The 18,676-nt window shown below is 54.6% G+C and carries 17 protein-coding genes; 13 read left to right on the top strand and 4 right to left on the bottom strand.

The features are described 5' to 3' along the window. Window positions 1-115: 115 nt before the first annotated feature. The gene (pgi, locus tag E9531_RS01070; RefSeq protein ID WP_244609924.1) at window positions 116-1,762 is read right to left on the bottom strand and encodes a glucose-6-phosphate isomerase; all 1,647 of its coding nucleotides are present in this window, start codon (window positions 1,760-1,762) and stop codon (window positions 116-118) included. 43 nt (window positions 1,763-1,805) lie between these two features. Next, window positions 1,806-2,756 (bottom strand): transaldolase, encoded by a 951-nt coding sequence (tal, locus tag E9531_RS01065; protein ID WP_136571887.1) that lies wholly within the window; start codon window positions 2,754-2,756, stop codon window positions 1,806-1,808. Window positions 2,757-2,912: 156 nt separating this feature from the next. Between tal and E9531_RS01060 the strand changes: the two genes are divergently transcribed. From E9531_RS01060 to fdhE, 5 genes are all read left to right on the top strand, one after another. Next, window positions 2,913-3,443 (top strand): nucleoside 2-deoxyribosyltransferase, encoded by a 531-nt coding sequence (locus tag E9531_RS01060; protein ID WP_136571886.1) that lies wholly within the window; start codon window positions 2,913-2,915, stop codon window positions 3,441-3,443. 645 nt (window positions 3,444-4,088) lie between these two features. After that, window positions 4,089-7,139 carry a formate dehydrogenase-N subunit alpha gene (gene fdnG / locus E9531_RS01055; protein WP_136572232.1) on the top strand — a complete coding sequence of 1,017 codons (3,051 nt, stop codon included), beginning with the start codon at window positions 4,089-4,091 and terminating at the stop codon, window positions 7,137-7,139. Window positions 7,140-7,150: 11 nt separating this feature from the next. Then, entirely contained in the window at window positions 7,151-8,074 is a 924-nt protein-coding gene (fdxH, locus tag E9531_RS01050) for a formate dehydrogenase subunit beta (protein ID WP_136571885.1), read from the top strand. Next, window positions 8,071-8,787: a formate dehydrogenase subunit gamma gene (locus E9531_RS01045; protein ID WP_136571884.1), complete on the top strand. Its 717-nt coding sequence runs from the start codon at window positions 8,071-8,073 to the stop codon at window positions 8,785-8,787. The genes fdxH and E9531_RS01045 overlap by 4 nt, the downstream gene beginning before the upstream one ends. Next, window positions 8,784-9,749: a formate dehydrogenase accessory protein FdhE gene (gene fdhE, locus E9531_RS01040; protein WP_136571883.1), complete on the top strand. Its 966-nt coding sequence runs from the start codon at window positions 8,784-8,786 to the stop codon at window positions 9,747-9,749. Before E9531_RS01045 ends, fdhE begins: the two co-directional genes overlap by 4 nt. A 568-nt stretch (window positions 9,750-10,317) precedes the next feature. Here fdhE and E9531_RS01035 read toward each other — a convergent pair. Then, a complete protein-coding gene (locus E9531_RS01035) occupies window positions 10,318-11,310 on the bottom strand; it encodes an integron integrase (protein ID WP_136571882.1) in 993 nt (330 codons plus the stop codon). A gap of 1,257 nt (window positions 11,311-12,567) precedes the next feature. Between E9531_RS01035 and E9531_RS01030 the strand changes: the two genes are divergently transcribed. The 8 genes from E9531_RS01030 (at window position 12,568) to E9531_RS00995 (ending at window position 17,150) form a co-directional block, all read left to right on the top strand. Further along, on the top strand, window positions 12,568-12,762 hold the full coding sequence (locus tag E9531_RS01030) for a hypothetical protein (RefSeq protein WP_136571881.1): 195 nt from the start codon (window positions 12,568-12,570) through the stop codon (window positions 12,760-12,762). 819 nt (window positions 12,763-13,581) lie between these two features. Beyond that, window positions 13,582-14,445 (top strand): hypothetical protein, encoded by an 864-nt coding sequence (locus E9531_RS01025; RefSeq protein WP_136571880.1) that lies wholly within the window; start codon window positions 13,582-13,584, stop codon window positions 14,443-14,445. A gap of 71 nt (window positions 14,446-14,516) precedes the next feature. After that, window positions 14,517-14,780: a hypothetical protein gene (locus E9531_RS01020; RefSeq protein ID WP_136571879.1), complete on the top strand. Its 264-nt coding sequence runs from the start codon at window positions 14,517-14,519 to the stop codon at window positions 14,778-14,780. Window positions 14,781-14,863: 83 nt separating this feature from the next. Continuing rightward, window positions 14,864-15,115, top strand: a complete 252-nt coding sequence (locus tag E9531_RS01015; protein WP_136571878.1) for a hypothetical protein — start codon at window positions 14,864-14,866, stop codon at window positions 15,113-15,115. 26 nt (window positions 15,116-15,141) lie between these two features. Next, window positions 15,142-15,591, top strand: a complete 450-nt coding sequence (locus E9531_RS17955; protein ID WP_425293543.1) for a DUF2834 domain-containing protein — start codon at window positions 15,142-15,144, stop codon at window positions 15,589-15,591. A gap of 127 nt (window positions 15,592-15,718) precedes the next feature. Then, window positions 15,719-16,264, top strand: coding sequence for a ClbS/DfsB family four-helix bundle protein (locus E9531_RS01005; RefSeq protein ID WP_136571876.1), 546 nt, complete (start codon window positions 15,719-15,721; stop codon window positions 16,262-16,264). A gap of 6 nt (window positions 16,265-16,270) precedes the next feature. After that, a complete protein-coding gene (locus E9531_RS01000; RefSeq protein ID WP_136571875.1) occupies window positions 16,271-16,822 on the top strand; it encodes a DUF2867 domain-containing protein in 552 nt (183 codons plus the stop codon). After that, a complete protein-coding gene (locus E9531_RS00995) occupies window positions 16,812-17,150 on the top strand; it encodes a hypothetical protein (protein ID WP_136571874.1) in 339 nt (112 codons plus the stop codon). Before E9531_RS01000 ends, E9531_RS00995 begins: the two co-directional genes overlap by 11 nt. Window positions 17,151-17,276: 126 nt before the next feature. Here the strand turns inward: E9531_RS00995 and E9531_RS00990 are convergent, their stop codons facing one another. After that, window positions 17,277-18,554: an O-acetylhomoserine aminocarboxypropyltransferase/cysteine synthase family protein gene (locus E9531_RS00990; RefSeq protein WP_136571873.1), complete on the bottom strand. Its 1,278-nt coding sequence runs from the start codon at window positions 18,552-18,554 to the stop codon at window positions 17,277-17,279. Window positions 18,555-18,676: the final 122 nt, after the last annotated feature.

Below are 18,676 nucleotides of genomic sequence, written 5' to 3'. Positions count from 1 at the left end.
GCTTGGCATAGCAGCCGCACGACAGCACAACATAAAGCAGCGATTTCCCCTGCTAACTTACCGGGCACCTCACCTCCACTGCCAGTATGAATGAAATGGCAACGTGCAGTACCGCTTAACCTAACCAAGCCATCACATCCTGCGGCGCAGCCGCATTGGTTGCAGTTTGTGCTGGCGTATTCAGAATTTCTTTGGCCAAATTCTTGCCCAACTCCACGCCCCACTGGTCAAAACTGTTGATACCCCATAAACGACCTGCCACAAACGTGCGGTGCTCGTACAGCGCAATCAGGGCCCCCACAGAAGCAGGGTCCAGTCGGTCCAGCACCAGCATCGTGCTCGGCCGGTTGCCGGGGCAATGCGTGTGAGCGGGGCCTGTGTGCTTGCCTTGCGTCAAGGCGCGTGCCTGCGCTACCGCATTGGCCTGCAATGCACGGTGCTGCTCTAGCGTACCCATCCCCTGTTCACGCAGCACAATAAATTCAACAGGAATAATTTGCTGACCTTGGTGAATCAATTGGAAAAAAGCATGCTGGCAATTCGTACCAGGCTCACCCCACACCACCGGTGCAGTGGGCAATGCCAAAGGGCGTCCATCCCAATCGCAGCCTTTGCCATTGCTTTCCATTTCTAGCTGTTGCAAATACGCTGGCAAGCGGCGCAAGCCGTGGCTGTATGGAGCAATGCAGCGCGAGGTAAAGCCAAAGAAATTGCGATACCACACATCCAGCAGCGCCAGTTGCACGGGCAAATTACGCTCAATAGGTGCACTGCGAAAGTGCCCGTCCATGGCATGGGCGCCGGCCAGCAATGCCTGAAACTGCTCACGTCCAATCGCAATCGCAATCGACAAGCCAATGCTGGACCACAATGAGAAACGCCCTCCCACCCAGTCAGCAAAGGGGAAGATCGCTTCCACACCAAACGCACGAGCGGCCTCGGCGTTGCTGGTCATGGCCACAAATCGGCGGGCAATTAAATCGCGCAAATCAGCAGGCAATTGTGCAGGCAAGGCATGCACCTGCGGGTCCATCGTGAAGCCATGTGCAGCCAGCATCCAAGCTCTGGCCACCTGTGCATTGACGATAGTCTCGGCAGTCCCAAATGATTTGGATGCCAACAAAAAAACCGTGCGATTCGGATCCAATTGGCGCAACTTCAATCCCAAATCATCGCCATCCATGTTCGAGACGAAATGCACCCGTTTTCCTTGCGAGCGATAGGCCTCCAAAGCCTGCACAACCACTGCAGGTCCAAGGTCTGAGCCGCCGATGCCAATATTCACCACATCGGTCACGCTAGGGTCATGGCGCACCTGTTCAGCAAACGCCAAAAAAGCCTCTTGCGATGCGCGCATTTCCTGCAGCGCTTGTGCCATGGCGGCATTCTCAGCACGATAGTCGGCAGGGCAACGAAGCAGCACATGCCACGCAGCCCGCTGCTCAGTCGTATTCAGTTGCGCACCGGTAAATAAGGCTTCGATAGAGGTTTGAAGTTCACAGGCCCTGGCCAACTGCACCAGCAATTGCTGCGTAGTCTCATCGAGCAAATTACGCGAAAAATCAGCCCGAACATAAGGCGCGTGCACTCCCATACGTTCAAAACGTGCAGACTCCTGCGCGAGCGCTTGTCGCACATCGACATGGCGCCCACGGGCCTTGAAATGTTCAGTCAATTGACCCCATGGCGCCGTTTGATCGCATCTCGGAGTTACAGGCATGGTGGCGGCACCATCGGCCAGCGCAGGCTGGTGGGCTGTCATCGAAAAATCCTTACATTCATGCTCGCACAGCAAGTGCACTAACTCAACGTGCTTGCAAAATCGTCTCGAGCTTGATGGCGTCGGCGGCAAATGCACGAATACCTTCAGCCAGTTTTTCTGTAGCCATCGCATCCTCATTCAATGCAAAGCGGAATTGGGCCTCATCGTATTGCACAAAAGTCTGGGGCTTGGCCTTGGCAGCTGCTGCATCCAGCAAACGCGGTGCAGGCGCTTGGCTGTCAGCCAACTGTTGCAGCAAATCCGGGCTAATGGTGAGCAAGTCGCAGCCAGCCAAGGCCACGATTTGCCCAACATTGCGAAAGCTCGCTCCCATGATTTCAGTGGTAATTCCGAAATGCTTGTAATAGTCAAAAATCCGGCTAACAGACTGCACACCAGGATCGTTGACACCAGCACGTGCGGCCTCATCCCACTCGCTACCAGATTGCTTTTTGTACCAATCGTAAATACGTCCGACAAAAGGTGAGATCAATTGCACTTTGGCATCCGCGCAAGCAACGGCTTGTGCGAACGAAAACAGCAGGGTCAAATTCGTTGGGATGCCACGCTGCTCCAAAACACGGGCCGCTTGAATGCCTTCCCAAGTCGATGCGATCTTGATCAGCACACGTGACGTATCCACGCCTGCTGCGCGATACAAGTCGATGATTCGCTCTGCCCTTGTCAACGTCGCATTGGTGTCAAAACTCAATCGCGCATCCACTTCCGTAGAGACTCGACCGGGAATGATCTTCAAAATCTCTGTGCCAAACCGCACAATCAGTTGATCCATGCGCTCATCAATAGCCAAGCCCTGCGTTTTGGCCAGTACCTCATCAACCAAACCTGCATACTCAGGCTTTTGAACCGCCTTGAGAATCAGTGATGGGTTGGTTGTGGCGTCTTGCGGCTGGTATGCCTGCAGTTGGTGAAAATCGCCGGTATCGGCCACGACGGTGGTCGACTGCTTGAGTGCCTGAAGTTGTGTGGACATAGCTGACAAGAAAGCCGCAAAGCGGTTTATTTTGGCAAAACGCAGAGTTTATCCGCAAACGCCGGGCGCAATCTTGCTGCTCGGCAATAGTCAAAAGTCCCCTTACGTCGCACTGGCCATGCGCGCCAATGTTTCTCGTCATACCAAACACGAACCATGCCTGCTTCCAACACCACCCCACGGCCCCGCCTGTACCTTGCAGGCCCTGATGTGTTCTATCAGGACCACGCCAGGCGCTATTCCCAATACAAAGCCACCTGCCTGCAGTATGGAATGCAAGGACTGAGCCCTCTGGACAACACGCTGCCCCTCACAGCCAACCTAGCGGCCAAAGCCCAAACCATTTACCAAGCCAACATCGCACTGATTGCGGCATGCGACGGCGTAATGGCGCATTTGAGCGACTTTCGCGGCTGCGAGCCTGACTCTGGAACAGTGTTCGAGATGGGTTACGCCATTGCCTTAGGCAAACCCGTTGTGGTATGGGGCCGGGGCTTAACGCAAGCGTATAAACAACGCGTACTGGAACGACTGGAACTGCCTCCACACGCGCATCACGATGCGAGCGAAGCAGAAATCGAAGACTTTGGTCTGCCCTTGAATCTGATGCTGGCGTGCTCCTGCATCAGCATTGAAGAAACCTTTGCTGTGGCCGCACAGGCCATGGCAACACACCTGCTGGAATAAATTCGTCCGACGTCCATTGCAATAATGCGCTACAGCGAATTGGTCCCTATCCGTTGCTTTTAAGCAAAAAGAGTGGGGCCGCAAGAAGCCTTTTCATGCCGATTTACACAAATCGTGGTCTGTGCTTAATCCTTCAAACTGCAACAACATTGTCAATGGGTCATAATGCGCCCGCCAAGCCACCACCATAAGGTGGCAACCATAATTCGCCGTGAATCACTGTTGCAGGTCTGTGCTGTGGATGCGTGCGTAGGGTCGTCAATGGAGTCAATGCCCCGCCTCTTCACAGGCGCTGTACGCATTGGCTCGCGCCCTTCGTGTATTCGTGCCTCTGACTGTCAACAGGGCTTCACGAATTCCCACACGATCTGCCCCACTGCTGTATGAAAACCATGAAGCCTAGGGTGACCTCTCGGTCGCCCCATTTGCTATTGGCCAGCGCCGTTATGGTCCCTCTCTCACGCCATTTGGCTGCGCGCCTGCAACGCCTGAGCGTCTGCACCTAGGCCCTGCGCAGTGGCAGCCTAAACACAACAACTCCATCTCAACGCTGATCGCCTTGCATCCTCAGGCGAAGCATTGCGCTGCATAAGGCCACGGCACCCCAGTGGCCCGTTCGGTGCTTTTTCTCATTTGACCATGACCATCAATCACAGTAGAAGACGCTTTTTCAAGCTCTGCGGCGCGGGCGCCGCTGGTGCAACAGCCATCTCATTGGGTTTTGCCCCATCGGTTGCGCAAGCGGCGCAAGTGCGCCAATACAAATTGCTGCGCGCCACTGAAACACGCAACAACTGCACCTATTGTTCGGTCGGTTGCGGCATGCTGCTATACAGCTTGGGCGATGGCGCCAAAAACGCCAAGAAGCGCATCTTCCACGTGGAGGGTGATCCAGATCACCCCGTCAGCCGTGGCTCGCTATGCCCGAAAGGGGCTGGCGTTTTGGATTACATCCATTCCGATCAGCGCCTGAAGTACCCAGAAGTGCGCGAGGCCGGCACCAACGAGTGGAAGCGCATCACTTGGGATGAAGCGAATGAGCGCATTGCGCGCTTGCTCAAAGATGACCGCGACGCCAACTTCATTGAGCGCAATGACAAAGGTGAGCTGGTCAACCGCTGGCTCAGCTCCGGCATGCTGGCCTCATCTGCTGCATCGAATGAAACGGGCGTACTCGATTTCCGCTTCGCCCGTGCATTGGGCATGATGGGTTTTGACTGCCAAGCCCGCCTATGCCACGGCCCGACCGTGGCAGCTCTAGCTCCATCCTTTGGCCGCGGCGCAATGACCAACCACTGGGTCGACATTCAGCACGCCAACGTGATTTTGGTCATGGGAGGCAACCCGGCTGAAGCCCACCCGGTAGGTTTTAAATGGGCAGTGGAAGCCAAAATACATAACAAAGCCCACTTGATGGTGGTGGACCCCCGCTTTAACCGCACCGCTGCCGTAGCCGACTTCTACTCGCCCATTCGGGCAGGCTCTGACGCTGCATTCCTGATGGGTGTGGTCAACTACCTGCTGTCAAACGACAAAATTCAGCACGAATACGTCAAGGCTTACACCAACGCCAGCCTGATAGTGCGCGAAGACTACGCTTTTGACGAAGGTCTGTTTAGCGGCTACGACGCAGACAAAAAAGTCTACGACCGCAGCTCCTGGACCTATGAAACCGGCGCCGATGGCTATGCCCTGAAAGACGAAACGCTGCAGCACCCGCGCTGCGTCATCAACCAGCTCAAACAGCACGTAGCGCGCTACACACCAGAGATGGTGCACACCATTTGCGGCACGCCGGTTGAAGACTTCTTGCATGTGTGCGAGCAACTGGCCACCACCTGCGTGCCCAACCGCACCGCCACCTTCCTATATGCGCTGGGCTGGACACACCACACCGCGGGTGCACAAATCATTCGCGGCGCAGCCATGATTCAATTGTTGCTGGGCAACGTGGGCATGCCTGGCGGCGGCGTGAATGCGCTGCGCGGGCACTCCAACATTCAAGGCTATACAGACTTGGGGCTGCTTTCCACGCGCTTGCCAGGCTATATGAATTTGCCACAAGACCACCAGCAAACGCTCGATGGCTTCTTGGCGGCCACCACTCCCAAGGCTGAACTGCCCGGTCAGGTCAACTTCTGGAAAAACACCCCAGCCTTCTTTGTCAGTTTGATGAAAGACCTGTGGGGCGAACACGCCACGCGCGAGAACAACTGGGGTTACGACTGGCTGCCCAAATGGGATCGCAGCTACGACATGCTTGCTTATTTTGACCTGATGTACCGCGGCAAGGTCAACGGCTATATCGCACAAGGTTTTAACCCCGTTGCAGCCATGCCGGACTCGCGCAAAGTGCGCGATGCGCTCTCGAAGCTGAAATTTCTGGTCATCATTGACCCGCTGCAAACCGAAACCTCGACTTTCTGGCAAAACCACGGCGAATTCAACGACGTCAATCCTGCCGACATTCAGACCACCGTTTTCCGTCTGCCATCCTCTTGTTTTGCGGAAGAGAACGGCGCCATCGTCAACTCAGGCCGCTGGCTGCAATGGCACTGGGCCGGGCAAGAGCCCCCATACGAGGCACGCCACGATGGCCGCATTTTGGGCGGCATCTTCATGCGCCTGCGCGAGCTCTACCAAACCGAAGGCGGCGCCTGCCCTGAGCAAGTGCTCAACATGCGTTGGGACTACCACAACCCGTTTGACCCGCACCCTGAGGAAGTGGCCAAAGAAGCCAACGGCTACGCATTGGCTGACCTCTATGACGACAAAGGCCAGTTGATCTTGAAGAAAGGGCAGTTGCTGTCTGACTTTGGGCAACTGCGTGATGACGGCACCACCGCCAGCTACTGCTGGATTTTTGCTGGATCCTGGACTGAAGCGGGCAACCAAATGGCGCGCCGCGATAACACCGACACGGGCTTGGGCAACACGCCCGGCTGGGCTTGGGCATGGCCAGCGAACCGCCGCATTTTGTACAACCGTGCTTCGCTCGACCCTGCAGGAAAACCTTGGGACCCCAAACGCCAATTGCTGCACTGGGATGGTAAAAAATGGGCTGGCGCAGATGTGGCCGACTACCCAGCAGGCTCACCGCCTAACAGTGGCGTCAGCCCTTTCATCATGCTGCCAGAAGGCTTGGGGCGTTTGTTCTCAGCCAAAGGCATGGTCGATGGCCCCTTCCCCGAACACTACGAGCCCACCGAAAGTCCGCTGGCGGCCAACCCGCTGCACCCTAAAGTCAGCAAGAGCCCTGTGGCCCGTATTTTTGCTGACGATGCCGCCCGCATTGGCACACGTGAAAACTTCCCGTATGTGGCCACCACCTATTCGATTACAGAGATGTTCCGCCACTGGACCAAACACTCGCGTCTGAATGCCATTGTGCAGCCTGAACAGTTTGTCGAATTGAGCGAAAAGCTTGCGGCCAAAAAAGGCATCAAAGCTGGCGATGTGATCAAAGTCTCCAGCCAGCGCGGCTTTATTCGTGGCAAGGCAGTCGTGACCAAGCGCGTGATGACATTGCAAGTCGATGGGCAGGAACTGGAGCAAATCGGTATTCCATGCCACTGGGGGTATGAAGGCACGACCCGCAAGGGTTTTTTGGCCAATACGCTCAGCCCCGGTATTGGCGATGCCAATGCCCAAACCCCTGAGTTCAAAGCCTTCTTGGTTGACGTAGAGAAAGCGTAAGGAGCCCCACCATGAGCATGCAATCACAAGACATTATTCGGCGCTCCGCTACGAACAGCCTCACGCCAGCCGCCCGCGCACGGGACCACAAGCCCGAAGTAGCCAAACTCATCGACGTCAGCACCTGCATTGGCTGCAAAGCCTGCCAGGTGGCTTGTTCCGAATGGAATGACCTGCGCGAAGACGTGGGGGAGAACTTCGGCGTGTATGACAACCCGCGCGACCTCTCTCCTGAGACTTGGACGCTGATGCGCTTTGACGAGCACGTCAATGAAAAAGGCAAACTGGAATGGCTGATCCGCAAGGACGGCTGTATGCACTGCGAAGACCCGGGCTGTCTCAAAGCCTGCCCACAGCCCGGCGCCATCATCCAGTACGCCAACGGCATTGTGGACTTCCAGTCTGAAGAATGCATTGGCTGCGGTTACTGCGTGGCAGGCTGTCCGTTCGATGTGCCACGCATCAGCAAGAAGGACAACAAAGCCTACAAATGCACACTGTGCTCTGACCGCGTAGCCGTTGGCCAAGAGCCCGCATGTGTGAAAACCTGCCCCACCGGCGCGATTTCTTTCGGCACGAAAGAAGACATGCTCATCAAGGCCGAAGGCCGCGTGGCAGAGATGAAAGAGCGCGGTGTTGAAAACGCAGGCGTCTACAACCCGCAAGGCGTGGGTGGCACCCACGTCATGTATGTGTTGCAACATGCAGAGCAGCCTGAGCTTTACCACAAGCTGCCCAACGATCCCAAAATCAGCGGCGTTGTTGAAGGCTGGAAAGGCGCCTTCAAGCCACTGGCTGCAGTAGGCTTTGTTGCCGCGCTGGCTGGCGCTGCCGCGCACTATATGGCCGCAGGGCCGAACGAGGTGGATGACGGTGACGACGCGCATGGCGACGATGGCCATGCACCCCACAGCACAGCAGGAGACAAAGCATGAGAAAAGACCTGATGATCAAACGCACCCCACTGATTGACCGTTTGTGCCACTGGTCCATGGTCGTGTGTTTTTTCCTTGTGGCGATGTCAGGGCTGTCGTGGGTTTTTCCCAGCTTGAACTGGCTCAACCGCGTGTTTGGCACGCCACAAATGGCAAGACTGCTGCACCCCATTTTTGGCATTGTGGTGTTTTTGGCGCTGTGCTTTTTGTTTGTGCGCTTTGTCAAATACAACCTCTTTGAAAAAGAAGATGCCATTTGGGTGAAAAACGCCCCTGCTGTTTTGGCGGGCGACCACAAGCCCCTGCGCATTGGGAAGTACAACGCCGGTCAAAAAGTGCTGTTCTGGGGCATCATGAGTCTCATCACCATCTTGCTTATCAGTGGCTTGATGATGTGGCGTGCCTACTTTGCGCACCTCTTCCCCATCCCGGTATTGCGCTGGGCTATTCTGGCGCATGCCGTTGCAGGCGTCAGCTTGATGCTACTGATCGTGGGCCATATCTACCTTGCCTTCTGGGTCAAAGGCTCTATTCGCGGCATGGTCACCGGCTACGTCACCCACAAGTGGGCGCGTACCCACCACGACCGTTGGCATGAACAATTGCTTGCCAAACAAGCGGGCTCAACCGCTGCAGCCACTGCAAGCCCAAAGGCCAAAGGTAAGCCCCATCAGCCAGCACCCAACCGCAAAAAAGCCAAAGGCGCAGCATGAGCATCCGCATCGTCCCCGAGTCTGAACGCAGTGCTGGCGTGGGGCACATTGCCCCTATTAAGCTGCCCCCGCTGGAGTTGCCCTATGCCAAGCGCGCAGAGCGACTGCGCCAGCTCGCGACAAACCACGCCATGGCCGATTACCTTGGCTGGGCAGCAGATCTGAGCGACGCGCAACAAGCCGTCGCCCAAGCCAGGCCATTACCTGATGCCGAGATCGCGCTACTGGCCAGTGCCTTAGAGCAAGCCTACGCCCCTTTGCACAGCGCGCACTTCGCGCGTACGGGCCATTGGCTCCAGCTGCTGGATGCCCTGCTTGCACAGCTCAACTCCCGCCCCAGTATGCGCAGCGACGCTGTGGCACAGGCTATCGCCACCCTGCAGCACAGCGATGTGCCACAGCGCCAAGCTTGGGCGAACGCCGTGCTGACAGCCTTGCGCGGTGACGTTGATGAAGAGCAGGCCGCTATCGCCCATCCAAAAATCGCGATGCCAGATGCTGGCGTAGCGCAAATTCTGTGGAGTGCGTTGAGCCTTTACTGGCGACAACTGGCCAGCCGCCTGCCAGCAACCGGCGTTGCAAAAGGACAAGATCGCCATGTATGCCCAATTTGCAGCCATGCCCCCACCGGCAGCCTTGTGCTGGGCGGCGCAGAAGCGGGCGTGCGCTACGTGCAATGCAGCTTATGCGAAAGCCTCTGGCACATCGTGCGCGTACGTTGCACCAGCTGCGACAGTGGTGGCAAACTCGATTACTGGTGCTTGGAAACAGAGAAAGCTGCCGTCAAAGCCGAAACCTGTGGCGACTGTGGCAGCTACCTCAAAGCGTTTTACCAACAAGTCGACAACCAAATCGACGTGGTGGCCGACGATCTCGCCACCCTTGCCTTAGATGCTGAAATGGACGCCAAAGGCATCGCCCGCAGCGGCGTCAACCCGCTCATGCTGCCGGAGTTGAATTAGCCCGATCTATAGCAAAGCGCAGCACCATACGGGCAGCTGTGCTTTTCATGTTCATGGCTGCCCTACCCGTCTAGCCAACTATAGACTCAGGGTAGGCGTTTACCAAAGACTTGCTATTGCATGACATAGGATGAAATGGCACGGAATCCAATACAACCGAATGCCACCCATCTCATTCATCAACACTGAGCAAAACCGTTGCCTTGCAACCAACAGAAGCTCAATACAGCCCTGGATCGCGGCAGCTGCACTTCCCCACCGTTCGGGCTGAGTCTGTCGAAGCCTTGATGCCCCCAAGTCAAGCCCTCTCTGAAAAAAACACTTTGCAAACCAATCAAGGGTGATAGGTGGAGGTGGCGATAGGCATTACGACAAATCTCGGCAAACCAGCCGAATTTCAGCTAGCCATCAACAACCATAGATACACGCAGTCGAAAAATTGTTATGCCGCCTCTTCACCGTTCAGGTTGAACTTGTCAAAGCCTTTACTGCAAAAAAACTTGCTTCAGTAAAAATACCAAAGCAAAACCCAACCACCATACAAACCAAACAGTGTTGACAGCCGTCACTACAGCGCATCCAACGGGCTCAAAATACCTCGCCCGCCTTTGTTGAGCACATGCGTATAAATCATCGTTGTACTCACATCCGCATGCCCCAGCAACTCTTGCACCGTGCGAATGTCATAGCCCGCTTGCAGTAAATGCGTGGCGAACGAATGGCGCAATACATGGGGTGATACAGGCTTATCAATCTTGGCCTTACGTGCCGCATCGCGCACACCTCGTTGAATAGAAGTCTCCAGCACGTGGTGCCTGCGCTCCATCAACTCCCCCGTGCGCGGATCTGGCCTAGGGTCAATCGAGCGAACCGGCGACGGAAACACCCATTGCCAAGCCCAACTGCGATCTGCCTCTGGGTACTTTACCGCCAGCGCATGCGGCAAATACACTCTCCCGAACCCGGCCAACACATCCTTCTCATGCAAAACACGTACCTTTTGCAGCTGCGCCTTTAACGGCAACAACAAATTTTCAGGCAATACTGTCACGCGGTCTTTGTTGCCCTTGCCTTCGCGCACCACAATTTCGCACCGCGTGAATTCGATGTCTTTGACGCGTAAGCGCAAACCTTCCAGCAAGCGCATCCCCGTGCCGTACAACAAATGAGCCACCAGCGCAGGCGTACCTTCCATGTGCAGCAGCAACTCGCGAACCTCAACAGGCGTCAGCACCACCGGCAAACGTTTCGGTGTTTTGGCCTGCACCACCTCATCAAGCCAAGGCAGATCAATCTGCAACACCTGTTGGTACAAATACAAAATGGCCGATTTCGCTTGATTCTGCGTTGAAGCAGAAACATGCCGCTCCACTGCCAAATGCGTTAAAAACGCCTGAACTTCACCAGCGCCCATGTCGCTGGGGTGTCGCTTGCCATGAAACAAAATAAAGCGCTTTACCCAGTCCAAATACGCCTGCTCGGTACGCAAGCTATAGCGGCGAACACGCAAATGCTCACGCATGCGAGTCAGTAATTTAGGGGGCTGCTGCGGTGTATCCATCCGCAAATTTTTAGGCCTGCCTAATAGGCCTGCAAGCTTGTTTTCCCTATGTAGGTAAGAACCTCAGGTTGCATTAGGCGGTGTAACTCAGCAAAATGCAGGCTTTCTAATTCTAGTTAGGCGTTTGCTTCGCTTTCCTTGCAAAGTTGGGTTTTCAATTGCAGGCATTCCGCCGGTTTTGGCAATGCAACGTGTCGTTGGCATGGTTGCCAAAGCGCTTATTCTTTTCGCTTCGCGTGGTTGCAGGTTTTAGCGTTGCGCTTGCCGCTACCATGTAGCTTTATTTTTCACGTTGGGTCGGTTACTTCACCTTCCTAACCCTTCACTCAAGCGGACTGCTTCGCAGCCGCTTAGCTCAAACGTTAGACGTGCACTTCGCATTCCTTGCAAAGTCAGTTTTCTGTTGCAAGCAATGCGCCGGTTTTGGCATGCAACGCGCAGTTGGCATAGTTGCCAAAGCGCTTGTTCTTTTCGCTGCGCGTGGTTTCGGTTTTTAGCGTTGCGCTTGCCGCTACCATGTAGCTTTATTTTTCACGTTGGGTCGGTTACTTCACCTCCTAACCCTTCACTCAAGCGGACTGCTTCGCAGCCGCTTAGCTCAAACGTTAGGCGTGTGCTTTGCATTCCTTGCAACGTTGGGTTTTCAGTTACAAGCATTGCTCCGGTTTTGGCAATGCAGCGCGCAGTTGGCATAGCTATCAAAGCGCTTATTCTTTTCGCTTCGCGTAGTTTCTGTTTTAGCGTTGCGCTTGGCGCTACCATGCAGCTTTATTTTTCACGTTGGGTCGGTTATTTCACCGTCCTAACCCATCGCTCAAGCGGACTGCTTCGCAGCCGCTTAGCTCAAACGTTAGGTGTCATATGCTCCAGCACCTTCACTTCTTTGCATTGGTGTCAGTTAGCTTGCTCTCCGCCATTGGCGTTTATGTGCGAGGGAACAAGATGCTTGGCTTAATCATGGCCTCCGCTTGCATTGTCCATTCCATCGGAATGCAGTACGTAATCTACGGTTCCAGAGTTTCAGGTTTTTTTATTGACTTCCCTTGGGGTTATCCGGTTGTGCGCATTTTTACAGATCTGTCGTTGTTCATATTTTTAGGGTGTGTTGCAATCGTCTGCTGGACGAAGGTTGCACCTAACCCGTCGCTCAAGCCGACCCGCTAAAGCGGGCGGCTTACCTATTACGTTAGGCTAGAACGTCCGGCGCTCGTTATCTAGCCATTTTCCAATCTGGCGCTTTCCAAAAGGAGTTTCATCATGGCTAAAGGTGGTAGTAGCGGTGGCGGCGGTAAATCTGGCGGCAGCTCAAGTGGTGGGGGCGGTCGCTCTGGCGGTGGTTCAGGCGGCAGCAACTCAGGTGGCGGGCGTGGTCAGGGCAATGGGGGCGGCTGGCCCAGCGGCACCGGCAATCCTTCTGGCGGCGGGCGCAGTAATGCGCCATCTTCCAAATAGTTCGGCCTAACATTGCATTCAACCCGGACTGCCGCTTCGCGGCAGCCGGTTAATTTTGGCGTTAGGCGTGTGCTTTGCATTCCTTGCAACGTTGGGTTTTCAGTTACAAGCATTGCTCCGGTTTTGGCAATGCAACGTGCAGTTGGCATAGTTGCCAAAGCGCCTGTTCTTTTCGCTTCGCGTAGTTTCGGTTCTAGCGTTGCGCTTACCGCTACCATGTAGCTTTATTTTTCACGTTGGGTCGGTTATTTCACCTTCCTAACCCTTCACTCAAGCGGACTGCTTCGCAGCCGCTTAGCTCAAACGTTAGACGTGCACTTCGCATTCCTTGCAAAGTCAGTTTTCTGTTGCAAGCAATGCGCCGGTTTTGGCATGCAACGCGCAGTTGGCATAGTTGCCAAAGCGCTTGTTCTTTTCGCTGCGCGTGGTTTCGGTTTTTAGCGTTGCGCTTGCCGCTACCATGTAGCTTTATTTTTCACGTTGGGTCGGTTACTTCACCTCCTAACCCTTCACTCAAGCGGACTGCTTCGCAGCCGCTTAGCTCAAACGTTAGGTGTTTGCTTCGGGTTCCTTGCAACGTTAGGTTTTGCGCAGCAAGCATTGCGCCAGTTTTGGCAATGCAACGCACGGTTGGCATAGTTGGCAAAGCGCTTGTTCTTTTCGCTTCGCGTGGTTTCGGTTTCAGCGTTGCGCTTGCCGCTAATATGTGGCTTTATTTTTCACGTTGGGTCGGTTATTTCACCGTCCTAACCCTTCACTCAAGCGGACTGCTTCGCAGCCGCTTAGCTCAAACGTTAGCCCTTTTATCGAGAGATCATTTTGTCCGAGCAGAAGATTGAAGAACAACGCACCCCAAAGACTCTAGCTGAGTTTCTAGAGTCTTCACCCCCGGCAACGCTGGCCCTCATTAGTGATCTGATCTCCAAAGAGTGGCGGAACGGCGCGCACTGGTACTTCTTTGCAGCTCCGGAGTTACATCTGCACTGCGGAAATGAACGGTGCAACGGAATGCGCGTGTTCCGGGCAGTTAAACCACCGCGATCCGCGGATGTGCCAACGAGCGACTACCAGTTTCTTTTCGTTGACTACTGTTGCTCCAATTGTGCTGCAACGACGAAGACATTCTCGTTGGCCGTCAAACGAGACGGCGACGGCCCGCCCGGAAATGCATATAAGTTCGGTGAGCTTCCAAATTTCGGACCTCCCACGCCTGCCCGCCTTCTAAAACTGATCGGGCCTGACCGCGAGCTTTTCTTGCGAGGTCGTCGCTGTGAGAATCAAGGGCTCGGCATTGGAGCATTTGTCTACTATCGGCGCGTGATTGAAGGACAAAAGAATAGGATCATTGATGAGATTTTGAAGGTTTCGCAAAAAATCGGGGCTCCTCCTGAGGTGCTGGCGGCTCTCGAAGCCGCGAAGGCCGAAACACAGTTCAGTAAAGCCATCGACACCATCAAGCCTGCGGTTCCACAAACACTTCTCGTCAACGGTCATAATCCGCTCACGCTTCTGCATTCCGCCCTCAGTGAAGGCCTGCACCAACAATCGGATGAGGTCTGCCTGGAGCTTGCGACAAGCGTCCGCGTCGTCCTGGCGGAGCTTTCAGAGCGCTTGGCGCAAGCACTGAAGGATGAGGCGGAACTCAATAAGGCCATCTCGCGCCTGATGCAGGCCAAGGGCTAACAATTCGTTCAAGCCGAAGCCGCTTCGCGGCTCGGCTTAACTCAGGCGTTAAGCTTCAAATCCGACCAGCTATGTCTCTACCCACGGAAAACCAACGCCGAGACCGATGCGACTTAATGGCGTCCGCGTTCATTGAGCTTCGCTACCTCGGTGGCGAGCAAGCTCATGATTTAGCCTATGCATTTCACAATTTACCCAAAGAGATGTACGGTCAGGGTAATTGGAGCATTGAAGGCACGCGCGCTCGGCTTCAGCACTATCAAAACAAGCACGCCGAGAACCTTGGCTTTAACTATGTGGCCGCCTTCGATGAAATCTTCGATCCGGCGGCCTAACCTTGCAGTCAAGCGGACTGCTTCGCAGCCGCTTAGCTCAAACGTTTGGCCTTTTAACAGCCAATCCTTGACATAAACGAACAATGAAAAAGGTTGTGCCATTTGAGCTTCAGGGCTCTGATATTGACGAGTATTGGAATGGTCACTACGCAAGGCTAAAAGGTTCAACCATTCGCCTCGTTCATCGTCCAACGGGACAGGACGCATTTGGTGAGGTTCCGCAAGTTCATCAAACCAAGGCATCGCTTCAAAAAGCACAAGAAGCCTTGCGCAGTGAGTTAATGAAACAATTGACCGAGCGCGTGGCAAAGCACCTCCGACTACCAGGAAGATAAGTCAATCGTGAAGTGCAACACTATGCGTGGTACAACCGCTAAAGCATTTGCTTGCAGCCTTACCAGTTAGGCTCACCCCCCCCACAAGTTCCGTTTGTGGCTGCGCACTCCGGCGCGGCTTACCACGAGCGTCTGGCTCTTCAGGAGACAATGTGCAGATCGTCTACATCCTTCTCTGTATTGCAGGCACGGCTTTACCTCTCTCTCAATTTATTCCATGGCTTAGTGGGCACGGCCTCAACGTACCTATCTTGTTGCAGCAGGCCACCTCAAGCCATATTGCGGCCTTTGCTTGGGCTGACGTCCTTATTTCTGGCATCGTGGTTGCTGCATTCGTGCTTGCTGAGGGCAGCAGGCTTGCAATGCGTCGGCTGTGGGTGCCCCTGTCTTGTCTCGTGGTTGGCCCATCATTGGCATTGCCACTTTTTCTATTGCTGCGGGAGCGGCATTTTGCTGCGGCAGCGCCAAACAATTGATAACACGAAGCTTTGCAAAATACGGTAGCGCAAAAAGTTCACAGCTTCCGCGCTATTGCACCATAGCAGTCAGTGATTGTTTAGACCATGCCAAACAAGCTTGAGAACGAAACCAGAGGACCATCCAATGGCTGTGCCACAAAACAAGAGTGAACTTCTCTGCGCCATTGAGAAAGAGTTCGACAAACTGAGCCGTGAAATTGCATTAGTTCCTGCTGAGTACACGTTGACCAAGTCAATGCCTGGGCACGCTAAGGGCAGTAGCATAAGCCCGCACGATTTAGTGGCTTACTTGGTTGGCTGGAACGAATTGGTACTGAAATGGCATGCAAAAATGGCATCCAATGAAAGCGTTGATTTTCCAGAGACTGGATTCAAGTGGAGCCAACTCGGGAGACTTGCGACCAAGTTTTATCAAGATTATGAGCACCTTGCGTTTACAGACTTGGTGGCGCAGCTCCACACGGCCAAAGGCCACCTCGTTGGATTGATTGAACGCCATAGTGATGCCGAACTGTATGGATGCCCCTGGTACGGGAAATGGACCATGGGACGAATGATTCAATTGAACACGGCGTCGCCCTATGCCAATGCCTGTGGGCGACTCAGAAAATGGAGAAAAACGCAGCATGGCGAAAAACAGACAGGCAACTGTGCTTTGCTCCCAAGGTGACGCATGATGAAAAACGACTCCTCTGCAGCACAGGTCTCTGAAACCTCCGTGCCCACCCGCAGCCGCATTGCGGCTCAGTTAAGTGATGCCAATTTTTATGATGCCTGGCAAACATCTATCCCCGACGAGAATCTTTGCGCCTTAGGCCACTTTATCGCCATCGCTAGGCAAACGCCTCGCTGGGTCGATCTATGTATGCGGGCACGCAATCGTGCAGGCCAACTGGTGGGGCTAAAAGATCTTGGCACTTTGTCTGCTGTGCCCAACGACAAATCGGCATCCGCCTACCAAGCCGGTGACAGGATTGGTATTTTCACCGTCATCGACAACACATTTGACGAAGCGTTGATTGGTGACGAGGACAAGCACCTGAACGTGGTGCTGAGCATCCATCGTCAGCAGTTGCCCAACAGCAGGCTTGTCGCAATCACAGTCACAACCGTTGTGCACGTCAAAAACTGGCTTGGTCACCTGTATATGCTGCCAGTCAAGCCCATGCACCGGCTCATCACGCCTGCGATGCTGGCCAATATGGGGCGCGGCAGACATGAAACGTAGCGCCCTATTTACCGCATTTCTCAGCGCGCTCATGCTCGTGGGTATAGACGTTTATCTCTGGTGGGATCGAACAGCAGCCATGGCACCAGTGGGCTGGTCGCGGCTATTTTTCTCTCTTGTATTGCAATCGGTTGGGGTGCTGGGCATTGTCGTGCTCACCCTTCCCAAACAGAGTCGGCTGCGTATGTTTTTGGAGGATACCTACAAAGCTTTGCCTTGGTTGATGGCCGTAGGTGGCGTGCTGCTTGGCACAGGCTTGGCCGTTGGTGCACTGCATTACAGCGATTGCACGCGCTGGAACTTCAACGGCGGTGTCGTTTGCCATTGAGCAAAGAAGGCTAAAGCCAGTCATACACGCGCGTCAGAAAAAGAGCATGCGCACAATCGCGCCAGCGCCTTCTTCGTTTTCAAGTTAGAGGCCAACCAAGCACAAGCATGGCTGGCCTCTGGCTTATTACACTTGATCCAAAGCTTGGTTCAAATCAGCCAACAAATCGTCGATGTGTTCAATCCCAATCGACAGGCGCACCATGCCTTCGGTCACCCCTGCGCTGGCGAGTTCCGCTGCATCCAATTGGCGGTGTGTGGTGGATGCTGGATGGGTGGCCAAGGATTTGGCATCGCCAATGTTGACCAAGCGGGTAAAGAGCTGCAACGCATCAAGAAAGCGTGCACCGGCATCGCGGGCATTGTCGCTCTTCAAGCTGAAAGACAGGATGCCCGAAGCTTTGCCACCCAGCTGGCTTTGAACCAGTGCGTAATCCGGGTGATCAGACAAACCGGCATACCGCACCCATTCGACCTTAGGATGGTTTTTCAGCTCTTCGGCAATACGCTGGGCATTACTGCAGATGCGGTCCATGCGCAGCGGCAAGGTTTCAATGCCTTGCAAGATCATGAAAGCGTTGAAGGGTGAGAGCGCGCCACCAGTATTGCGCAGCGGCACAACACGGGCGCGGCCAATATAGGCAGCAGGGCCCAGGGCTTCGGTGTAGGTAACGCCGTGGTAGCTCACATCAGGTTCATTCAGACGAGCAAAGCGTTCGCGGTGCTCTGCCCATGGGAATTGGCCGCTATCGACAATCGCGCCACCAATGCTGTTGCCATGCCCGCCAAGGTATTTCGTGAGTGAGTGAACGACGATGTCTGCACCATGTTCAAAGGGACGCAGCAAATAAGGCGATGGGACGGTGTTGTCCACAATCAGTGGCACACCGTGCGCATGTGCGATATCAGCCAAAGCCCGAATGTCAGTCACGTTGCCCAACGGATTGCCAATGGATTCAATGAAAATCGCTTTGGTTTTGTCGTCAATGTGCTTGGCAAAGCTTTGCGGATCACGCGCATCGGCAAAGCGGGTTTCAATGCCCGATTGCGGCAAAGTGTGCGCAAAAAGGTTATAGGTACCTCCATACAAAGTGCCTGCAGAAACAATGTTATCGCCCGCTTCTGCAATGGTTTGAATGGCGTAGGTGATCGCTGTCATGCCAGAGGCCACCGCCAAGGCAGCAATACCGCCTTCGAGTGCTGCAATGCGTTTTTCCAGCACATCGTTGGTTGGGTTCATGATGCGCGAATAGATGTTGCCCTGCACCTTCAGATCGAACAGATCTGCGCCATGCTGGGCGCTATCAAACGCATAGGCCACAGTTTGGTACAGGGGAACGGCCACCGCTTTGGTGGTGGGATCTGGACTATAGCCAGCATGAACGGCCAGAGTTTCTAGGCGCATGAATGTCTCACTTTCTTGGGTTTGGAGGGGGAAGTCAATCTCTTAGCGGTACTGCACAATGCAACACCATCAGTACGTCATCTCTATCAGCTGGCTTTAAGGGCAGCGCAAACTGGTGTGGA

It is taken from the genome of Lampropedia puyangensis (assembly GCF_004833285.1).
GTDB lineage: Bacteria > Pseudomonadota > Gammaproteobacteria > Burkholderiales > Burkholderiaceae_C > Lampropedia > Lampropedia puyangensis.
This window is presented reverse-complemented; position numbering and strand designations above follow the sequence as displayed.